Raw genomic sequence first — 20,520 nt, forward strand, 5'->3', positions numbered from 1 at the left:
CTTGTAAAATCCGCCTCCATTGCGGATGGCCAATCAAGGGCCTTGAAGATGAACTGCTGGTAGCTCTTTTTATTCACCAATGGAAAGAGTTCCTATCCTTTGTCAATTACCCAGTCCCCTGTTCCCTCACCATCTACAAATATGATAAAGGGGATTACAGTCATGCGCTGGCTGGTGCTAAGTTCCGAATCCGCTATGCTGACCCAGGCGTTAGCGCCCAGGTGTGGGAGGAAACAACCAAGGCAGACGGAACCATCACCATAGACCCGCTACCCGCCGCCGGCACACTGGTGATTGGGGAACTGGAGGCGCCTCCTGGATTTGAAATCGGGGAGGTATCCTCCCAGTTTGTCGCCATGGAAAATGTATGGCGACGAGTGGGTCTACGACACCGATGGCTGGACCGCCGTGACCTTTAACAAGCCCAAGGGCGACTTGCCGAAAACCAGCTGGTAACATCCTGAAGATGCAAAAGTGGGCCTCCGGTATGGAGGCCCACTTGCATTCCGTTATATTCTTTCTTTGACCCAATCCAGCAGATCTTTCTCTGACGCACTCGCGGCGGCAATTGCAAGGATTGCAGGGGTGCTGCAACTGCGGACTCCAGTTGGGATAATCCCACTGACAGCAAAATGGGAATCATATCAAGTTTATATGCAATCCCATAGGAGGCCACTGCGTCAGACCCATAAATGCCAATATAGTTGTTTAGTACAATGTTGGATACACTCAATAGCACCGTAATGAGAGCGCCTGGGATGCCGATACTGACTACACTGCGAATCATAACCCCATTCGGCGAAAAACGTTTAGGTGTCCATGGCACCAACTGATTGCCCTTGCGATCTTCACAAATCATGCAGAAAATGTAGTAAATCGCCGCACACACAAATCCTAATGATGTGGCAAGCGCGGCGCCCGCTGTTCCCCATTGAAAGATTGCAATGAAAACATAATCCAGCACCATATTGATTGCGTTCCCAAGTACCAGTCCTATCGTGCCTTCCTTAATCATGCCCACCGAACGGAACAAATGAACAAATCCATTTGCCATCATGATAAATGGAGCGCCGAGGAAAATCCATTTCAGATAATCGCAGGTATGGGCAATATTATCTGCGTCTGCGCCAGAGATTTTTGCCAATAGCTGCAAAAATGTCAGTCCCAAGGCCAGAACAGCAATGCCCGCAATGGCCATGGCATATACACAAAAATTCATGATCGTGCCGGATTCCTCTTTCTTTTCCTCACCCAATAATCTGGCAATCACGCTGCTGCCGCCCATCCCAAAAACACAGGCAATCGACATGATGATAAGCAATATAGGGGCGCACAGTGTTACGGCGGCAATCATGGCCGGTTCCTTGGTCAAAGAGACAAAAAATGTGTCGGCAAGATTATAGACCAGTGTGGTAAGTTGTCCCAGCATAGCGGGCAATCCAACCCGCATAATTGCTTTGGAGCTGTTCTTTTCTTCAAAAACAGACGGCATATTTACCTTTCCTCCCTTGAATCTTCTTTAACTATATCGTATAATCAATTCAAAAAACAAGACATATGTCTTGTTCGGAGGATTCCATGGAAAGAATATTTGATGAAAAAAAGGAATAGAGCAAGCGGCTTTTCACCTACATTGCAGCGCAAGACAGCTTCAAAGGATTTTGAATCAAAGTGAAAGTGCTGGATTCGTCAAAAAGATTGGGAAAGGGGCATACAAGCTGTGTGAAATAGAATAACCTTTACAACAAATCACCCTAGTAAACTCACTGGATATTCTCAATATATCGCTCCAATGTTTCCAAACTCCTTGGATATGGCAGCGATATATCTAGGATACCCTTTTTGCATAGGCGTTCAAAAAGCTCCATGACGATTGGCACATTCAGATTTGTTTTATTTAAAGCTGAATGATTTCTAAAAACATCTGTGGGTATCCCCTGAAAAAGCACACTTCCTTCATGAAAAAGTACAATTTCATCCGCCCACTCATAGGCATAATTGACATCATGTGTTGACATCACAACAGTTATTCCATTATCTATCATTTTATCTGCAATTTGGTTGACCATATTGGTATGTTTAGGGTCCAGCGCCGCAGTAGGTTCATCCAAAAAAATGACTTCTGGATGCATCACCAGAATATCAGCAATCGACACCTGTTTTTTCTGTCCGCCGCTTAAAGCGTGTGTCGGCTTGTGCCGGAACGGTGTAATTTCCAAGTCTGCGATAACTGTTTCTACCTCTTTTTTAGCCTGCTCCTCCGATACCCCCAAATTTAAAATCCCAAAAGAAATTTCCTGGTAAACGCTGGCGGAAAAAAGCTGATTGTCAGGATCTTGAAATACGATTCCGACCTTGCTCCTTAATTCCAGCAGGCTCTTTTTATCATAGACAATTTCTTTTCCATTAAAATACAATTTTCCCTTTTGCGGTTTGCAGACCCCCGCACAGCAGAGAAAAAAAGTAGATTTTCCGCTCCCATTCGCTCCCATAAAAATAATTTTGCGACCGCGTTTCAATTCTAAGGAAAGGCCGTTTAAAGCATAAGACCTTCCCTCGTCATATGAAAAATCCAGATTCTCAGCTTTTAAAATAACGTCTGTATTCATAAAATCACCTATCCTACCGCATTGTGCGGTACAAACAGAAAAGCGCTCCTGGTGGGCGCACAGAATTTCATCGTCATGGCAGATATCCAAACATAAAAGCCAACATGAAATATGAATGCGTTGGATTTCCAACGCTAAAAGATGCTCCACACAGTGAATGCCAACAGAGCTGCATCATATGCGACGATAGCGGCGACCACATGCCTTTTGGGAGGTTGACTTTCGGATAAAACCCGGATCGTTCCATCATAGCATCTGGTTTCCATTGCAATATACAATTGATTGGAACGGAGCATTGCGCGCATCATTAAAACAGAACCCAGCATGCCAAAGGATTTGATTGATGTCCTATAATCCTTATTTCCCAACCGGCAGCTTTGCGAGATCGAAATCGCGGAAGCAGTATTTAACAAAATAAAAATAAACCGATAAATCAACAGCATTAATTCGATGATCAGTTTCGGGCAATGCAGTTTGCGCATCACCTCCAAAACATCCGGAATTGGCGTTGTCAACGACAAAAAATAGAGGCATGAAACGGCCGCAAGAGCTGTCAATATCAATTGCAGCGCATATACAAACGAAGCCCGGCTGGTTGTGATATACCAATTGCCCACAGGAAATGCAAACAAATCCAATGGTGTCTGTTTGATATGGAACATAATCGCAGCCGTACTAAAAAATAGAAATACCAGTGGGACGGTGAGCAACCTCATATAACGCGAGACAGGGACTCCACCCTTAAAAACGGTAAGAATCCCTGTGCTTGCCAACACAATACATGCCACTGCAATGGAACGGCTTGCTACACAAATGCAAAGCGTAATAACCGCAAAAGCAAATTTTTCACCAGCATTTTCATATCTAAGCTTTGAATGATAACAAAGCTCATCCATGATCATGATCACAATATCCTTTCACCAGAGAATGATTGCTCTCTTTTTGTCCATTTTTTCCGTTCCACAAACCGGCCCATTACAAAAGCGATAATCCCCACGCCAATCCCCGTCTGGATACAGAAGAATAAGCTTTCGACCTCTCCCGGAAGCTCCCCGCCGATCAGCGCCTCCAAAACCGGCGTCGCCCACGGCTCATAAGAGGAGTTCACTTCCTCTACTACGACACTTCCGGCATCATCAGAGCCGCCAAATTCGGCGTCCTTTAATACAAACAACGGAACCAGCGCCATGAGGAAAATCACAAGAATTCCTGCGATTACTTTCTTTTTCATATTATTTCGCCTCCTGTAAATATCCAATTGCACAAAGCTCCGGCTTTGCATAGGTTTCAAGTCCGACAACAATGAGCACGGTGATAATCCCCTCAATAATTGCCAGCGGAACCTGTGTCGGCGCGAATACAAGCAAAAACTTGCCAAAAGCGGCGCCCGCCGTCGTGTCCGCGTGATGGGCCAAAGCCATCTGACCTGCTGTCACACAATATGTAAATAAATCTCCCAAGGTAGCCGCGAGAAAGATTCCGGCCTTTTTGTTTACATTTAATTTTTTGCAAAGCATATAAATTCCAAAAGAAACAAACGGGCCGGCAATTGCCATGGAAAATGTATTTGCTCCGATTGTGGTTAAGCCGCCGTGCGCCAATAGAATCGCCTGAAACAGCAACACAATCAGCCCCAAAATGGAAACAGCAACAGGTCCAAACAGGATCGCGCCAAGACCTGTCCCCGTCATATGGGAGCAGCTGCCCGTCACAGATGGGATTTTCAGAGAGGAAATTACAAAGATGAAAGCGCCCGACATTGCCAGAAGCGTCATAAGATTTCTATGCTCATGCAGTGTTTTTTGAATGGACAAAAATCCTGCAATCAGAAATGGGATACATAAAACGCCCCATGAAATACAATACCCAGCTGGCAAATACCCCTCCATAATATGCATGGCATTGACTGCGGGGGTGATACCAAATACAAGCGCAAAGGCGCTTGCCCATACAATCAGCTTCCTTTGTTTTTGACTCATCTTTTTTTGTCTCCCTTCCCATTTCTCAGATAATGTAAAAAGCCTGTCAGATCACTGACAGGCCAACAAAACAGGATGACTATCGTAAGCCAACCTGCTTCCACACACGGCCATCGTTCGTAACCTGTGCCAATCACATATACAAGGCAGGTCTTCTGACTTGGGCTTCATCACTGCATTTCGCCTTCCCGGTTTTACCAGTGGCGCGAGCAAATGCAATTCTTCCCTTACAGCGGCGTGACCGTGTGAGATTTTCACTCATCTTTCCTATTCTCCTGCGTTAAGCAGGCACCCTGCATATTGAATTCTGGAATAAGTATATCAATGTGGAAAAGGTTTGTCAATACAGAATTTACTATCTTCCATGTTTCTGCATCCCCCATATTGATCGTGGCCTTTATTATGACAACGCCCTTTATTTTTCATATCCGAAGGACAGGCCTCGATCGATTCATACTGCGAAAGCAAGTCGCGCATCTGGCGCATGGTCATATTATGGCAAGCTTCCGGCGTAATTGATTGGTCATATTGGGCCAAGCGTAAATACATCTCATATTTTCCTAAAGAAAGCCCACATGCATGAGCGGCCGAAACGTCCTCCAAGTTTGTTCTCCTGCATGTTCCCCCATACTGTGTTGCCACGACGCTGTTTTCCAACCCTAAAAGCAGTTCATCTGCACGTGGAGAAGCAACCGTAACCATCAACGCAGCGTCATGAGCCAAGTAGGCTTGCAGCCTGTCGCTTTCCACCAACCGCTCCACTGCCTCCAAATAATTTTTCCCAGTCAAATCAAGGTCCATCAAAAGCATGCGCCCATCTGCATTTTTCCCCTCCGCCGCGGTTACGCGGTCGAGCTGGTTCAACGTCAACTCGATAGATGGATTGATATCCACACTGATATAGGAAACCGGCGCGGTAAACACATACCAGTTTCCAATTCCCAAGCAAAGAAACAGCCCGCATACAATAGTCAGACGCCTGACCGCTTTGGAACGGTATTTTTTCTTTTGATTGCACTGTGAAAAGCAAGCGGCAGCGGACCGTCTCATTTGATCTGTCGCATGAATTTGTGCAAACGCCTGACCAATCCGCTTATCCAACCACGTCACCTCCAAGCTCCTGCCTGAGCAATTCCCTTCCCCTTGATAGAAGGGTGTACACGGTGTTCTCTTTTTTCTTTAGAATGCTTGCGACCTCACGGACATTGTACCCTTCATAGTAATACAGATAAATTACATCCTTATATTTTTCCGGCAATGCCAGCACCGCTTCCAGCGTCTCATATTGTTCTGGCGAAACGCTTGCGGCTTCCTCGGACAATACCTCCAGCGGCACCGTCCTGCGATGGAACAGGCTTTTTAAAAAGTCTTTACAAGCGTTCACTGTCACTCTGATCAGCCATGCTTTTTCATGCTCCACACTTTCAAATACAACGCCACAAAGGACGTATTTCAGAAAAACCTCCTGAAATACGTCCTCAGTATCCGCATGATTTTTCAAATGCAGGAGGCAAATCCTGCGAATCATGTCTGAATATAATTCTATTGCACGACTTGTCTCCTGCTCTGTGCGCATATGGCCCCCTGTTGTTTGTCGACCGCTGTCAGTTGAATCTGCCTCTCCACCTACAGCCGCCTCTAACAGCTGCTCTGCCGCCGCATCCCAAGCCTTCCCCGGCGAAATCACAGACGCCGTCCCCGTCTTCATCTATAAAACTGCCGCATCCCAAACCTTCCCCAACGAAATCGCAGACGCCGTCCCCGTCTTCGTCAACAAAGCAGCCGTTCACACAGGCGTTTGCGGCACTTGACTTTGTATAGCAGGTCTGCCAATAGCAGCTGCGCCGAACAGATGGAGTATTTTCAGCCGCAAAGGCTGGTACTGTCAACCCAAGCATGGAAAAGCACACCACCACGCAAGCCAATAATCTCTTCATGGTTAAATACCTCCTGATCAAAATTGGAATTCACTTATTATACGACGCAGCCAGGTAAATCCTTGCATTGAATGGAAAAATTTTTATTTGGTATTTTCTCTATAGTAGCACACCGTTTTTCAAACTCAAGATACAACGCATAAATTCCCTCATTTCGAACGCCGGCGCAAGCTCATACTTTTATGTCCGCTATGCAGCCATTGTTTGATGTGCTATAATAACCGCAAAGCGGTTATTATACACCTTATGGCCAGGGCGATACGCGGGCGCGGCCCGCTGCCGCCCCGATGGCCAATTATACCATGCCGCTTCGCGGACATGGTATAATAACCGCAGCGTGGTTATTATACCGGCTTATGCCCAACGGCTCGCCGCTTACGCGGCAACCGCCTTTTGATGGGCAATTATACCATGCCGCTTCGCGGACATGGTATAATAACCGCAGCGCGGTTATTATACACCTTATGGCCAGGGCGATACGCGGGCGCGGCCCGCTGCCGCCCCGATGGCCAATTATACCACGCCGCTTCGCGGACATGGTATAATAATCATAAAATGATTTGGGGGCGGCTGCAATCAGTTCCTTTGACAATTGGTTTGATCGTGAGAGCGGTTATGCGCCGCATATTGTCACAAGGCGTATGCTGCTAAAAGCATGTGCCTGCGGCGGTATGCCCATCCAGGATGGACGTACCGCCATGGTCGCCGGTGTTTGCGGACAGACGCGGCTGCCTGTCTGTCCGTGTCCCGTCTGCCACAGACTGTATGCGCGGCTTGACGGCGGATTTTTGCCGCTGGACAATCCTTTGAAATTTCGTATCGCCCTGCCCTGACAGGATATATCTGGAATCTACAAAATAGTTGTTAAAAATTCGTTTAATCAGCTCATTTACAAAATGTATCCTTTTCAGTATAATAATGTAAAAAATGAGGTTATTATAATGAAAGGGTTTTTATTCAAATTGATGGCACTCGTGGCAATCATTTCTTTAATTGTGATGCCTGTTTATGCTGATCATTCTGCCGACAATGACGTTTTAGGAACTGATGATGAGGATGAAAGCGCCTTTTCCGATTCTTATTCAATGGATGTTCGTGAAGTAAACATTGATACTGGCGAAGTGAGCGAATTTTCTATCGATGTACCTGAACCTCAGATACAGCCGCTTTCCGATGAAGAATCACCTTGGGAACAAATTGTCCGCTTGGCTGGCGCAGAAGGAAAGCATCCTATGGAATATCTGGCTGATTTGCAGGCCGATATGCCAACCCCCGCCTATGATTTTACTGGTACAAAAACACGAGTCAAAGATACTACCATATCCCCCTATGATGGGATCGTGTATTTGGGATTAACCTACAGTAACAGCAATTTTGAATATACCGGGACAGGCGTATGGATTGCCAGCAATAAAATATTGACTTGCGCCCATAATTTGGAACCTATCGGCGGAGGAGCATCCATTTCCAAATTGAAAGTTATTACAGGCAGAAATGGGGCTGCTTCTACTTGCGTGAGCACAGGTTCAGGTTCCATGACCTATCGTGTTCCTGCTTCATGGGGGAAAAACGGCAGTTTTCCCGCCGGAGACGATTATTGTATTATAACGGTCGAAAAGCCAGGAAAGCACGGCACGTTTTCTTTAAATTCTTCCCTGTCTTCTTCAAAGACTTATACGCTTTGCGGATATGAATATATATCCGGGAACAATCGCTATCAGACTAAAGACAGCGGCTCTGTTTCAGTAAAGAGCGGAAGCAACTCAAAGCAATTAACATACAAAATTTATGGCGGTCCGGGGCAGAGCGGCGCACCCATTTATAACGGTACTTCCGTCGTTGGAATTCATGCATATGAGATTCAAAATTCCAGCGGTGAATATACAAGCAACAGCGGTACAAAAATAACTCCAACTGTTATCAGCTTTGCAAAATAATGCTTTATATAATAAAAAATCCAAGTTGGAGCGGAAGAACTTTATTTCGCTCCAGCCCATGGTGGTGAACTTATGAAAGGCAGGTTGATTTGTATATTATCTGCCGCCGCCATATTGTACGGCTGTGGATTTTCCGGAGCCTATGGCGGCAATATACCCGCAGGTATGTCATCCACTGGACAAATAATGCTGTCCAGCGATCCGTCCGGTTCCGTTGCTATTCATTCATCATCTGTATCTTCCACAGCAGAGCAATCCTCCGCTGCAAAATTTTATTCTTCTACGGGGGAGTTGTCCATACCCGTTTCCTCCGGCGGCTCTGCCATAGCGGCGGCGTCTTCGGCCGTTTCCAATGGCAAAAAGGAAAAATATCCCATTACATTTCAAATCCGCGACCCAAAGGGCCGGCCGCTCATCAACGCAAACGTCAGCCTGTCGCAATATACGGACCATGGGCTGGAAAGCGTATTTCAGAGTAATTTTTCCAAAACAAAATCCGATGGAATATTTATGCTCCCGGGGCTGTTCGAAAGCGGGGCCTATCAGGCGCGCGTCACCCTGCGGTCAGATTATGGGCAAGCGATTGCTGAAGAGTTTGATATCCTTCTGCCGGGAGATGACATGGGAGTTTTCAACCTGTACTTAAAAAGCAGGATTGAAAGCCCTCCCGAGGAGGAGCGTCCGACGCATGTAAATCTGGTTGTGAAGGACGAAGCGGGTAATCCGATCCCTGATCTGTGGCTGTTTGTCACCGACGAGCCTGTTATTCTGGAAGACGGATCCATCCCCTCTATTGGAGGCCCTGCTTATAACTACTGGGGATTTACAGATCAAAACGGCACCCTTATCCGGTGGAACGCAGATGTGTGGAATACCAATACCATTCCACTTAAATCCACATGCGAAGTATATAAAGGGGTAGAACCTGTTGATATTTCATCCATGGAAAAGTTTAAAATGGGTAAATTCGGATATGAAATCCCTGATTTAGGGACGAAAATCGGAGAATTTTATTATGAAGTTCCCGATTTTGACCATTCTTATGAATACACATTCGTTCTATCCGGTTATACAATCGATTGAAAAAATTTTTTCGCAGGCTTTATGGCGCGCCTTTTGGTTGGAAGGGCGCGCTTCTTTATTGTCCGCGCAAAAAGCCGTCAAAACCGCGCCGCATGGGTCAAGCCGTACCAGTCGCCACTTTTGCCGCGGCGCATAGTATACAAATGTGAGCAACACTCAGCGGCGGCAGTATAAGGGTGGCGACAGCCTGCAAAACAGCCTGCGTATGACGACCTGCTGCTTTATATAGACCCCTCCGCCGGAGGGCAGCAGCTCTCCGGCGGAAAAGTCCTCCAATTCGGCCGGACTCCTACGTACATCGGCCGCTGCCTGTTTTTCAGGTATCCTGCTGCTTCACATAAACTGCTTCAGATGAAACAAAGTCCGGGACGGGCGCGTATAACGCACCCGTCCTGGACTTTGTTCTCCTAATTTTCAGGTATGGGGCATCTTATCTGTAACAGACATCTGTATTCATTCCAACCACCCCGGCCTTTAATCTCTAAATCAATTGCTGCCTCAGAATACTGAGAATCTTCTTTTCCCGGCGCGACACCTGCACCTGGGTCATTCCAAGGCGCGCCGCCGTCTGTACCTGCGTCATCCCGGAATAATAACGCAGCTCGATCAGGGCGCGATCCTTATCTTCCAGTTTTTCAACCACCTGATTCAGAGAGATCACATCGGCAAGCTGATCCTCTGGTGAATCAGCCGGCAAATCAATCTGTCCGCCACCATCCTCGTCGCTCTCTGTGAGGGACAGCGGCGGCGCGGCGGCGCAAAGCGCCTCGACAACCTGTTCCTCCGGCAGTTCCATCGCCTGCGCCAGCTCGCTGACGCTCGGCTCGCGTCCAAGCGCAAGCGCGAGCTGTTCGCGCATGCGTCCAATCCGCAGCGACAGCTCCTTGAGTGTACGGGACACCTTGACTGCGCCGCCATCGCGGAACAGCCGCCGCATCTCACCAAGAATCACCGGCACGGCATAGGTCGACAACTTGACACCACGCTGTGGATCAAACGCGTCGACCGCCTTGCAAAGCCCCATACAGCCTGCCTGGAACAAATCATCATATTCGATCCCGCGCCCTTTAAAACGGTGCGCACAGGAATGTACAAGCCCAATATTTTCAGATATCGTCTGTTCACGTCTGGTATCGACACATTCGATCACGGGGTTCATGCCTCCTTGCTGCGAATGTCTCTTTCCAGAATCACCGTCGTCCCCTTTCCCTCCTTTGATGTCACTTTGACACGGTCCATGAGGCTTTGCATCACCGCAAAGCCAAGTCCCGCGCGCTCTTCCTCGGGAGCGGTCGTATACATTGGCTCCATCGCCTTTTTCACATCGGGAATGCCGCAGCCCTTATCACGAATTTTAATGGAAACACGGCTGTCCGGAAAAATATTCGCTGTTATGTATACGATCCCAAGCGTGTCCCGGTAAGCATGGACGATGCAGTTTGTCACCGCCTCACTGACGGCTGTCTTGATGTCGGAAAGCTCCTCAATCGTTGGATCAAGCTGCGCGATAAACGCCGCAACCGCTGTGCGGGAAAAGGCCTCGTTGACAGACCTGCCTTCAAACTGGAGCTTCATGGAGTTACATGCTTTCATTTTCGTCCCCTCCGGTCTTTTCTATATGTCCGGCCGTCACACGCCGTTCGGGCTTGTCCATCACCGACAGCCGATCCAGCCCGGCGAGCATCATCACCTTTTTCAGATGCCCCGCAATGTTGACGACCCGCAGCGAACCGCCTACCTCCTGCATCAGCTTATAGCGCCCCATAACAAGCCCTATCCCGGAAGAATCCATAAACGTTACATCGCGAAAATCAAGCTCCAGCGCGCGCGCCTGCGCTTTGAGCACTGCGCCGTCAATCGTCTCGCGCATTTCCCGCGCGTTGTGGTGGTCAATATCACCAATGATATGCGCCGTCACCAGCTCGTCCGTCAGATCGATTTGAACAGACATCGTTTTCATACGTCCTTTCATCGCGCGCCGGGCATGGCGCGCGTGGTTCGGCAAAAGCCCAGGCTGCGCGCACCGCCAGCCACGGCCCGCACACCGGCAAAAAAGCCCTATCCATAGGATAGAGCTTTTGGGGCAAAAAGGATGTCGAAGCATGACGTGCAAACATATTTCATCCAACATCCACAAACCTGGCGCGTACCTGAGAAGCGAACAGCAGCGACCCACAGACGACGACTGCGCCTGCCTGCGCCGACGCGACTGCCTGCGCAAGATTTAGCGCCTCGTCAATGCCATGCGCTGCCGAAGCGCGCAGCCCCACTGCGTCAGCGCGTACCGCCAGCTCGTGCGCGCCGAGAGCGCGCGGGCTTTCCGGAGTCACGCACAGCACGCGCGCCAAACGCGGCGCGAGCGCCCCGAGCAAGCCGGCGCTGTCCTTATCGGCCAACACGCCGACTACGCCGGTCACAGGCCGGTCTCCAAGCAGCGTCAACGCTTCCGCGAGCGCACCTGCGGCCTGCGGGTTGTGCGCGCCGTCGATGATCACGAGCGGGTCGCGCCGCACGATTTCAAAGCGTGCCGGCATACGCACCCCGGCAAGCGCATCCGCGATCATCCGCTCGTCCGGCAGATGTCCGATGAGCGAAGGGAGCGCCTGTTCAGCCGCTGTAATCGCCGTAACAGCGTTTGTAATCTGGTGCCGCCCCAGGAGCGGCAGATGCAGGCGCATTCCCTGATATGCAAAGTCCGTACCGTCCAGCGTCATCTTTGCATCGCTGACTGCACCCGGATTGCCAAAGGAGAGCACGCATCCCTGCTTTGCACACTGCTCCATAATCACGGCCAGCGCATCCAGGTCCTGTTCGCCGCAGGTCACGACCGGGATGCCCGGTTTGATAATGCCGCATTTTTCAAAGGCAATCTCGCCAAGCGTACCGCCGAGCACAGCCGTGTGATCCAGTCCGATGCGCGTAATCACAGAGACAAGCGGGCGGCTGATCACATTGGTGGCGTCGAATCGGCCGCCGAGTCCGACTTCCGCTACGACTGCGCTGCATCCGCTGTCTGCAAAATAGGAATAGGCCGCCGCAGTGATCAGCTCAAACTCTGTCATGCCTCCCACCTGTTCGGCGAGCGGCGCAATGCGCGTCATCTCGCGCGCGAGCGCCTCGCGTGCGATCGGTACGCCATCAATCTGGATGCGCTCACAGAAATCGGTAATAAACGGCGACACGGTCAGCCCTGTGCGCAGGCCCGCCGCACGCAGGATGGCCGCTGTCATCACCGCGGTGGAACCTTTGCCGTTTGTCCCTGCGATATGCACAATGCGCAGGCGCTCCTGCGGATCGCCCAGAAGCACCATCAGCCGGCGCATCCGGTCCAACGTCGGCGGGCCGTTAAAACGCTTGCGCGCGTGGATATAGGAAACAGCTTCCTGATAAGTCACAAATCATACCCCCTGTAAGACTGCAAAAGGCGCTTTCCACACACGCCCAAGACCAGAAAGCCGGGACGAAACTTCGTCCCGGCTCAGATTGCGGCTGCCAGCAGGGCCGCCTCTACTTTTCGCAGGGCTTCACCGGCCGCAGCCCTCCATTTTACAAAAATGCGGCGATGCTCTCCTCGACCTTCGCAAGCCGCTCACGCGCTTTTGCAAGCTTGGCACGTTCGCCGTCAACCACCTGCGCCGGCGCCTTGGCGATAAAGCCGGGGTTGTCCAGCTTGGACGACAGCGCCGCGATATCCTTTTCACAGGCGGCCTTCTCACGTCCAAGGCGCGCAAGCTCTTTCTCCCGGTCTACAAGCTCGTCCATCGGGATAAAAACGCGCGCGGCATCGGTCACAACCTGAACGGAACCGTCTGCATCAAAGCTGTCGCCAAGCTCCACATCGGATGCGAACGCAAGGCGCGCAAAAAATGGGCGCCCCTGTTCAAATACAGCCTTATGCGCCGTCATGATAAACAGACGCGTCTTTTTCGACGGTGGTACGTTCATCTCTCCGCGACGGGCGCGGATGGCGCGGATAACCTGCATAATCATCTCAAAATCGGACTCGTCGGCGGAGAAGTCGAGCGCAGCGCCGGCCTGCGGCCACGGCGCGACCATGATGCTTTGCCCATCGTGCGGCAGCGCCTGCCAGATTTCCTCGGTAATAAACGGCATAAAGGGATGCAGCAGCTTGAGCGTACCGGTCATGACATACACCAGCACGCGCTGCGCCGCTTCGGATGTTTCACCGCCTGTCTGCAAACGCGATTTGCACAGCTCGATATACCAGTCGCACAGAATATCCCAAATAAAATCGTACAGCTTCTGCACGGCCAGGCCAAGTTCGAATTTTTCAAGGTTGTCCGTAACCTCGCGCACAAGCGTTCCGTATTTCGAAAGAACCCACTTATCCTCGATATTGAGCGTCTCCGGCAGCCCCGGTTTCACATCGTCCGACAGATTCATCAGGATAAAGCGCGATGCGTTCCAGATCTTATTTGCAAAGTTGCGCGACGCATTTACCTTTTCATCCGAAAAACGCATATCATTGCCCGGCGAATTGCCCGTCGCCAGCGTAAAGCGCAGCGCGTCCGCGCCGTAGCGATCGATGATCTCCAGCGGGTCGATCCCGTTGCCCAGGCTTTTTGACATCTTGCGGCCCTGCGCATCGCGCACAAGCCCATGGATCAGCACCGTTTTAAACGGCACCTCGTCCATATGCGCCAGGCCCGAAAAGATCATGCGCGCCACCCAGAAAAAGATGATGTCATATCCGGTGACAAGCGTATCCGTCGGATAGAAATAACGCAGTTCCGGCGTATTATCCGGCCATCCGAGTGTGGAGAACGGCCACAGCGCGGACGAGAACCATGTGTCGAGCGTGTCGGGGTCCTGCTCCAGCTGATGCGAGCCGCACTTTGGGCAGGCCTGAGGCGTTTCGCGGCTTACGACCATTTCGCCGCAGTCGGGGCAATACCATGCGGGGATGCGGTGGCCCCACCAAAGCTGGCGCGAAATGCACCAGTCCTTGATGTTTTCCATCCAGTTAAAGTAAATCTTATCAAACCGCTCCGGAATAAAGCGCGTCTGCCCGCTGCGCACAGCTTCGATCGCTGGTTTTGCCAGCGGCTCCATCTTGACAAACCACTGCTTTGAAACGCGCGGTTCAATGATGCTGCCGCAGCGGTAACAGGACCCGACATTGTGCTTATACGGCTCCACGGATTTGAGGAAGCCGCCCTCCTCCAAATCCTTTACAATCTGCCGGCGGCATTCCTCCCGTGTCAGGCCCTGATATTTCCCGCCGTTTTCATTGATGGTCGCGTCGTCGTTCATAACGTTCACGACAGGCAGGTTGTGGCGCATACCAACCTCAAAGTCATTCGGGTCGTGCGCGGGCGTAATCTTCACAACGCCTGTTCCAAAGTCCATCTCGACATATTCGTCGGCGACAATGGGAATTTGTTTGTTGACAATCGGCAGCAGCACCATCTTTCCAATCAGATGCCTATATCGTTCGTCGTCCGGGTGCACCGCGACGGCTGTATCGCCAAGCAGTGTTTCCGGCCGCGTCGTCGCAATTTCAAGCACATCGTCTGTACCGATGATCGGATAATTGATGTGCCAGAAAAAGCCGTCCTTCTCCTCATACTCCACCTCGATATCCGAGATTGTGGAGAGGCAGTGCGGGCACCAATTGACAATACGCTCGCCGCGATAGATCAAGCCCTGCTCAAAGAAACGCACAAACACCTCGCGCACGGCGCGGCTGCATCCCTCGTCAAGCGTAAACCGCTCACGCTGCCAATCACAGGAGGAGCCAAGCTTTTTAAGCTGGTCAAGGATATGGCCGCCATATTCCTTTTTCCAAGCCCAGGCACGCTCCAAAAAACCTTCGCGGCCGAGCTGCTCCTTTGTCACGCCCTCCTGACGCATCGCTTCAACAATCTTGGCCTCCGTCGCAATCGACGCATGGTCGGTCCCTGGCAGCCAGAGCGCCTCATAGCCCTGCATCCTGCGCCAACGGATCAGGATATCCTGAAACGTCTCGTCAAGGGCATGCCCCATATGCAGCCGCCCAGTGATATTCGGCGGCGGAATCACAATTGTATACGGCTTTTTGTCCGGATTCGGCTCGGCGTGAAAATATCCGCCATCCTGCCAGAACCGGTACGTTTTGTCCTCGACCTGCTTGGGGTCGTAGACCTTGTCCAACTGTTTCGGCATATCTGTTCCTCCAGTGTCCGTTTATACACAGTCTTGCTTCATAATTTTATATTATAGTGGATTTTTCCCGGAAATACAACCGCCAGCGCCGGCCGGCATAAAAAAATACGGCAACCTAAATATAAAAAGCAAGCCTGCGCCCAGCGCAGGCTTGCTTTTTATATTCAGCTTTCAGACCAACCAGCGCAAACTGCATAAACGCAGCGCCTGTCCCACTGTTCGCGGCGCAGCCTGTAAAAGCGCAGCACCTGCCCCGCTGTTTGCGGCGCAGCCGACTAAAGTTTTTTGGCATACCTTTTTTTCAAAAAAGGTATGAAGTTTTTTGGCATACCTTTTTTCAAAAAAGGTATGAAGTTTTTTGCCAAGCTTTTTTCAAAAAAGCGGGCGTCCTATTGATCAATGTAGACCAGCGGGTCGATCATGCGGCCGTCTACACGAATCTCGAAGTGCAGGTGGTTGCCGGTGGAATTGCCGGTGGAACCGACATTTGCGATCTTTTCGCCCTGCTTCACAGTCTGGCCAACCGATACGGATACCGAGCTGTTGTGTCCATACAGCGTGCGTGAACCGTCCGCGTGACGCAGGATCACACAAATGCCATACTCGCCGTACCAGCCCGCCTGTTCGACAACGCCCTCGGCCGCCGCATAAACAGGCGTACCATACGGCGCGGCCAAATCGATACCATTGTGATGCGGGTAATCATAAAAATCCGCCGACAGCCATCCGCCCTTGAGCGGACGTACAAATGATGTTTTCCAGGCGCTTCCATCGGCAGTCTCGCTGTAGAGGATCTTCGTCCCACGCTTCACGACCGCATTTACGGGCTGCGCCGTCTGTTCCGCTTTAATTGAAACCACCTTGACGGCACGGTCGCCTTCAAAAATCACCTGAGCTTCTATCTTCTGTTCTCCGGGCGTACCGCTGCGCACCGGCTCCTCATAGCCCCGGTAAATACCCGGCAGGTCTATATAAGAAGTTTCAAATGGAATTTTCTGTGTCGTTGTAATGGTGCGCGTCACACGCGTCGGTATCTCGAGCGCCTGTGTGTGTGTTGCAAACAAAAAAACGCACATCACAGCAGTTATAGCCGCCGTCTGTTTTTTCATTCTGTTATACCACAGCGGCAAGCCCTTTTGGGCTTGTCTGCCGCAAAGCGGCAATGAAACCGGCAACGCCGGTTTCGGCTGTGGTGTAACATGCGCAGTCCGCTGCTTTGCAGCGGCCGCCGCCGGATGGCGGCTACAAACGGCTTTGCCATTTGTATTGCGCATATTATACCATCTTTTTGTCCCATTCCCTGCTGTCTTAACAATCGATTCGACCGCAGGTTTCTCCATAAATCATCCTCCTTGCAAGAAATTTGCATCCTGCCACAAGCAGTGCGCCTGCACGCTTACAGCAAGTACTTTTGATGATAACGATCAAATATGAACAAATTGTGAATATTCAAATTTATTCATATAAGCTTTACGATATTGGAAACGCTTAGATCGCTGGTCTGCCAGCTCTCTGGTTATGCTGGAAAAGCAAGCCGTCGCAGATTTTGACTTTAACGCTTGAATTTAGGAGCGCATTGCAGTATGATGATACCATAGTCTTATCTGTGGAGGGTAACACATTGTCACAAATATTGGAAGATATCAGCCTCTGTTTGCAACAGGGCCGTGCGCCTGCTGTCAAGGAACATATTACACAAGCCATTCAGGAGGGCCTGACCGCAGAGCAAATTCTTGAGGGCGGTCTTTTGGCAGGCATGGGCGTAATCGGCGAAAAATTCAAAGCCAATAAAGTCTTTATCCCTGAAGTCATGATTGCTGCGCGCGCTATGAATGCCGGACTTGAATTGTTAAAACCACTGTTGGCTGCCGCCGGCGGCCAAACGCGCGGTACCGTTGTGCTTGGAACAGTCAAGGGGGACCGGCATGACATTGGGAAAAATTTGGTAAAAATGATGCTCGAGGGCAAGGGGTTAAAGGTTGTCGATCTCGGCGTGGATGTTCCCGCGGCCCGTTATCTCGCGGCTGCGGACGAGCATCAGGCCAATATCATCGCCTGTTCAGCGTTGTTGACCACTACTATGAATGAAATGCGCAATGTGGTCAGCCTTGTCAACGAATCGCCGCTCAAGGGCAATGTACGCGTCATGATCGGCGGGGCGCCAGTTACGCAGAGCTTCTGCGATGAAATTGGCGCGGACAGCTATACGCCCGATGCCGCCACCTGCGCGGAGGTCGCGCTTGGATTCTGTCAAAAGTAGCTTTCAAGCCCGCATATACACGATTTTATTATAAATGAAAAGACACCGCTGTTTCCAGCGGTGTCTTTTTCAATATTTATTGGAATTTCTTTCCTTCAAATAAAACGCGCTTTTTCAAATCCTCCATCAGTGCCGCAAACTGGGGCAAATCGAGCGACTGCGCGCCGTCGCACAGCGCGTTTGCCGGGTCGTTGTGCACCTCTACCATCAAACCGTCCGCACCGGCTGCAACAATCGTGCGCGCCAGCGGCGGCACCAGCCATGCATGTCCTGTCGCATGGCTCGGATCGACAATCACCGGCAGATGAGTCAGCCGCTTGAGCAACGGTACGGCGGATATATCAAGTGTGTTGCGCGTCATCGTTTCAAAGGTACGCACACCGCGCTCGCACAAAATCACGTTTTGATTGCCGCCGGACAGGATGTATTCGGCTGACATCAGCCATTCCTCCACCGTATTTGCAAGGCCGCGCTTGAGCAGGATCGGTTTATTGCAATGGCCCAGTTCACGTAGCAGGTCAAAGTTTTGCATATTGCGCGCGCCCACTTGGATAACATCGACTTCGGAAAACAAATCGAGGCAATCCGCATTCATGATTTCTGTGACGATTGGCAGGCCGGTTTCGCGTTTGGCCTCCAAAAGCAGGCGTATCCCGTCAGCATGCAGCCCTTGAAACGCATACGGCGAGGTACGCGGCTTGAAAGCGCCGCCGCGCAGAAGCGTGGCTCCGCTCGCCTTGACCGACTGTGCAACATGGATGATCTGTTCCTCGCTCTCCACCGAACATGGCCCGGCGATCACCTGGAACAATCCCTCTCCGATCTTTACATCCCCGGCTGTGACATAGGTATCCTGCGGATGAATTTTTCGATTGACCGCCTTATATGGCTCACTGATACGTTTGGCGCTTTCAACTATGTCGATTGTTGCAATATAATCCGCGTCAAGGCGGGAAGTATCGCCGATCAGACCAATGATTGTATGCTGCGTACCCTCGCTGACATGAGTTGCAAACCCTTTGGCCTGGAATGAATCGAGAAGCTCCTGCACCTTTTGCGGTGCGGGATTCGGTTTTAGTACAAGAATCATGGGAATCCCTCTTTTTCAATTTAAAGCTTTTAACTATTAAAGTATAGCGCATCATATCAGCTTTGTCAAGCAGAGCGCCGCCGCCATACAATATAGGAGAAACGATTTGGGAGGGATTTTAGTGTCCAACAGTATACAAGCAGCATCAGCGCGCAACTTCAATTCCATCTTTCTTGGGCTTGGACTTTTGCTCGTGGCCTGCGTTCTCATCCTGCCGCTGCTTGCTGGAACACGAAACGCATTTCGATAAATAAATTCGTCTGGGGAAAGCGACGCTTTCCCCAGACGGATATCTCCTTTTTTCGGCCGGCAGCTCGGAAATAAGACCGGCTATTCATCGCTTCACAGCTATTTTCCTGCACGTCTGCCCACTTGCCGGGCAGACGCATTTTTAACAAACGGCCCCGCGCTGTGGACGGCACGGGGCCGTTTGTTTATCGACGCGACGGCAAATAAAGTCCCGTCGCATCTGTTTTCGCAGCCGCCTCCTTTGGCTCCGCCGTCACCGCAGTCTTTGAAACAGACGCCGTATCGACTGCTTTCTCCGCAAGGATATAAGTGCCCGGCGTGCGGGTACGTACAGTAAAGATCGTATCACCGGAATCATTCTTACCTGCTGTGAAATAAGAGGAAACATCTTCAAGCGTTCCATTCGAGACGCGGTAGAATACCACGTCCTTCGGGTTGACGGCCGCATCACCGTCGGCGTCAAACGGATTATAGATCACAATGGCAGGCGCCGTTGTGGATGGTATGGAGGGGTTGATCTCAAACGCATACAAAAACGCATTCTGATCATCAAACACGTCAGCGAATGCGCAGTCGTCCCAGTCGGTTGACAGACCCGCATAAAAACTGTCAGGATCGGAGTCGGCCATATATTGCAGCTTGGCTTGCGTTTCAGACCCGCTTTCAAATGTGACGACATTCATCTCGTTAGCGACCGATTTGACAACGCCTCCGCTCGCAAATACCGCAGTACTTAGGGAAAATGCCGCCAAAAGCGCCGTGGCTGTGCAAAAAAACTTTTTCATATTTGGAAGTGCTCCTCCTGTTCATTGTTAAAATATTCCGCTGTGCTCAGTATAACGGGATATTGTGAACAAAACATGAAATATAGAACATTTTTCCATGAAAACAAGCAGCCAGGTTTGGATATTGACGCGCGCAACCTCTTTATATCCTGCATAAGATAAGGTGGGAGGCGATGCCATGGCGATGAATCAAAATGGACGGCCGCAGGGTGGAATGCAGCGCCCAAGCGGCAACCGTTCAATGATGCAGGGGCGCTCCATGCAGGGAAGGCGCCCTGTACAGGGGCGTCCTATGGGGAACGGACCTATGCAGCGTACAAATACACCACGTCAGCCGGGCGTACTCGGCAGACTGATCAACACAAACGACCCTATCGGTTCTATCAGCAAAATTGTCAATATCTTAAAAATCCTTGGATAACAAAT

At 50.6% G+C, this 20,520-nt stretch carries 22 protein-coding genes and 1 riboswitch; of the genes, 6 read left to right on the forward strand and 16 right to left on the reverse strand.

Annotated features, from left to right (window positions below):
• Positions 1–131 precede the first annotated feature (131 nt).
• Positions 132–419: a prealbumin-like fold domain-containing protein gene (locus FMM72_RS17600; protein WP_431603337.1), complete on the forward strand. Its 288-nt coding sequence runs from the start codon at positions 132–134 to the stop codon at positions 417–419.
• Here FMM72_RS17600 and FMM72_RS08525 read toward each other — a convergent pair.
• The 8 genes from FMM72_RS08525 to FMM72_RS08560 all read right to left on the reverse strand — a co-directional run bounded on the left by FMM72_RS08525 (position 416) and on the right by FMM72_RS08560 (position 6,525).
• Positions 416–1,492, reverse strand: coding sequence for an MATE family efflux transporter (locus FMM72_RS08525; protein ID WP_162221186.1), 1,077 nt, complete (start codon positions 1,490–1,492; stop codon positions 416–418). The two genes, FMM72_RS17600 and FMM72_RS08525, sit on opposite strands and share 4 nt — an antisense overlap.
• 271 nt (positions 1,493–1,763) lie before the next feature.
• A complete protein-coding gene (locus FMM72_RS08530; RefSeq protein ID WP_160209278.1) occupies positions 1,764–2,609 on the reverse strand; it encodes an energy-coupling factor ABC transporter ATP-binding protein in 846 nt (281 codons plus the stop codon).
• A gap of 134 nt (positions 2,610–2,743) precedes the next feature.
• Positions 2,744–3,511 (reverse strand): cobalt ECF transporter T component CbiQ, encoded by a 768-nt coding sequence (gene cbiQ / locus FMM72_RS08535; RefSeq protein WP_207710330.1) that lies wholly within the window; start codon positions 3,509–3,511, stop codon positions 2,744–2,746.
• A gap of 2 nt (positions 3,512–3,513) precedes the next feature.
• The gene (locus tag FMM72_RS08540) at positions 3,514–3,840 is read right to left on the reverse strand and encodes an energy-coupling factor ABC transporter substrate-binding protein (protein WP_160209279.1); all 327 of its coding nucleotides are present in this window, start codon (positions 3,838–3,840) and stop codon (positions 3,514–3,516) included.
• 1 nt (position 3,841) lies between these two features.
• Positions 3,842–4,588, reverse strand: a complete 747-nt coding sequence (locus FMM72_RS08545; RefSeq protein ID WP_160209280.1) for an energy-coupling factor ABC transporter permease — start codon at positions 4,586–4,588, stop codon at positions 3,842–3,844.
• Between the two features lie 128 nt (positions 4,589–4,716).
• A riboswitch (cobalamin riboswitch) is annotated at positions 4,717–4,899 on the reverse strand.
• A 10-nt stretch (positions 4,900–4,909) separates the two neighbouring features.
• A complete protein-coding gene (locus FMM72_RS08550) occupies positions 4,910–5,533 on the reverse strand; it encodes an anti-sigma-I factor RsgI family protein (RefSeq protein ID WP_160209281.1) in 624 nt (207 codons plus the stop codon).
• A 148-nt stretch (positions 5,534–5,681) separates the two neighbouring features.
• Positions 5,682–6,164: an RNA polymerase sigma factor gene (locus FMM72_RS08555; RefSeq protein ID WP_160209282.1), complete on the reverse strand. Its 483-nt coding sequence runs from the start codon at positions 6,162–6,164 to the stop codon at positions 5,682–5,684.
• A 28-nt stretch (positions 6,165–6,192) separates the two neighbouring features.
• Positions 6,193–6,525, reverse strand: a complete 333-nt coding sequence (locus tag FMM72_RS08560; RefSeq protein WP_162221187.1) for a hypothetical protein — start codon at positions 6,523–6,525, stop codon at positions 6,193–6,195.
• Positions 6,526–7,166: 641 nt separating this feature from the next.
• Here FMM72_RS08560 and FMM72_RS08565 point away from each other — a divergent pair.
• The 3 genes from FMM72_RS08565 (at position 7,167) to FMM72_RS08575 (ending at position 9,545) form a co-directional block, all read left to right on the forward strand.
• Positions 7,167–7,358, forward strand: coding sequence for a hypothetical protein (locus tag FMM72_RS08565; RefSeq protein WP_162221188.1), 192 nt, complete (start codon positions 7,167–7,169; stop codon positions 7,356–7,358).
• A 108-nt stretch (positions 7,359–7,466) separates the two neighbouring features.
• The gene (locus FMM72_RS08570) at positions 7,467–8,462 is read left to right on the forward strand and encodes a trypsin-like serine peptidase (protein WP_162221189.1); all 996 of its coding nucleotides are present in this window, start codon (positions 7,467–7,469) and stop codon (positions 8,460–8,462) included.
• 72 nt (positions 8,463–8,534) lie between these two features.
• The gene (locus FMM72_RS08575; protein WP_162221190.1) at positions 8,535–9,545 is read left to right on the forward strand and encodes a carboxypeptidase-like regulatory domain-containing protein; all 1,011 of its coding nucleotides are present in this window, start codon (positions 8,535–8,537) and stop codon (positions 9,543–9,545) included.
• A gap of 481 nt (positions 9,546–10,026) precedes the next feature.
• Here FMM72_RS08575 and FMM72_RS08580 read toward each other — a convergent pair whose 3' ends face one another.
• The 6 genes from FMM72_RS08580 to FMM72_RS08605 form a co-directional block, all read right to left on the reverse strand.
• Positions 10,027–10,704: a sigma-70 family RNA polymerase sigma factor gene (locus FMM72_RS08580; RefSeq protein WP_160209284.1), complete on the reverse strand. Its 678-nt coding sequence runs from the start codon at positions 10,702–10,704 to the stop codon at positions 10,027–10,029.
• A complete protein-coding gene (gene spoIIAB / locus FMM72_RS08585) occupies positions 10,701–11,138 on the reverse strand; it encodes an anti-sigma F factor (protein ID WP_160209285.1) in 438 nt (145 codons plus the stop codon). Before spoIIAB ends, FMM72_RS08580 begins: the two co-directional genes overlap by 4 nt.
• A complete protein-coding gene (locus FMM72_RS08590) occupies positions 11,125–11,505 on the reverse strand; it encodes an STAS domain-containing protein (RefSeq protein ID WP_243157760.1) in 381 nt (126 codons plus the stop codon). Before FMM72_RS08590 ends, spoIIAB begins: the two co-directional genes overlap by 14 nt.
• 160 nt (positions 11,506–11,665) lie before the next feature.
• The gene (locus FMM72_RS08595) at positions 11,666–12,940 is read right to left on the reverse strand and encodes a glutamate ligase domain-containing protein (RefSeq protein WP_160209287.1); all 1,275 of its coding nucleotides are present in this window, start codon (positions 12,938–12,940) and stop codon (positions 11,666–11,668) included.
• A gap of 151 nt (positions 12,941–13,091) precedes the next feature.
• Positions 13,092–15,710: a valine--tRNA ligase gene (locus tag FMM72_RS08600; protein ID WP_162221191.1), complete on the reverse strand. Its 2,619-nt coding sequence runs from the start codon at positions 15,708–15,710 to the stop codon at positions 13,092–13,094.
• A gap of 389 nt (positions 15,711–16,099) precedes the next feature.
• Entirely contained in the window at positions 16,100–17,050 is a 951-nt protein-coding gene (locus FMM72_RS08605) for a M23 family metallopeptidase (RefSeq protein WP_160209289.1), read from the reverse strand.
• Positions 17,051–17,331: 281 nt separating this feature from the next.
• Here FMM72_RS08605 and FMM72_RS08610 point away from each other — a divergent pair, with 281 nt between their 5' ends.
• On the forward strand, positions 17,332–17,970 hold the full coding sequence (locus tag FMM72_RS08610) for a corrinoid protein (RefSeq protein ID WP_243151583.1): 639 nt from the start codon (positions 17,332–17,334) through the stop codon (positions 17,968–17,970).
• 76 nt (positions 17,971–18,046) lie between these two features.
• On the opposite strand, the gene aroF is transcribed toward FMM72_RS08610, so the two are convergent.
• On the reverse strand, positions 18,047–19,060 hold the full coding sequence (gene aroF, locus FMM72_RS08615) for a 3-deoxy-7-phosphoheptulonate synthase (protein ID WP_160209291.1): 1,014 nt from the start codon (positions 19,058–19,060) through the stop codon (positions 18,047–18,049).
• A gap of 434 nt (positions 19,061–19,494) precedes the next feature.
• Entirely contained in the window at positions 19,495–20,094 is a 600-nt protein-coding gene (locus tag FMM72_RS08620) for a hypothetical protein (RefSeq protein ID WP_162221192.1), read from the reverse strand.
• Positions 20,095–20,272: 178 nt separating this feature from the next.
• Between FMM72_RS08620 and FMM72_RS08625 the strand changes: the two genes are divergently transcribed.
• A complete protein-coding gene (locus FMM72_RS08625; RefSeq protein ID WP_160209293.1) occupies positions 20,273–20,515 on the forward strand; it encodes a hypothetical protein in 243 nt (80 codons plus the stop codon).
• Positions 20,516–20,520: the final 5 nt, after the last annotated feature.

Source organism: Anaerotruncus colihominis, assembly GCF_010206195.1.
Taxonomy (GTDB): Bacteria; Bacillota; Clostridia; order Oscillospirales; family Ruminococcaceae; genus Anaerotruncus; species Anaerotruncus colihominis_A.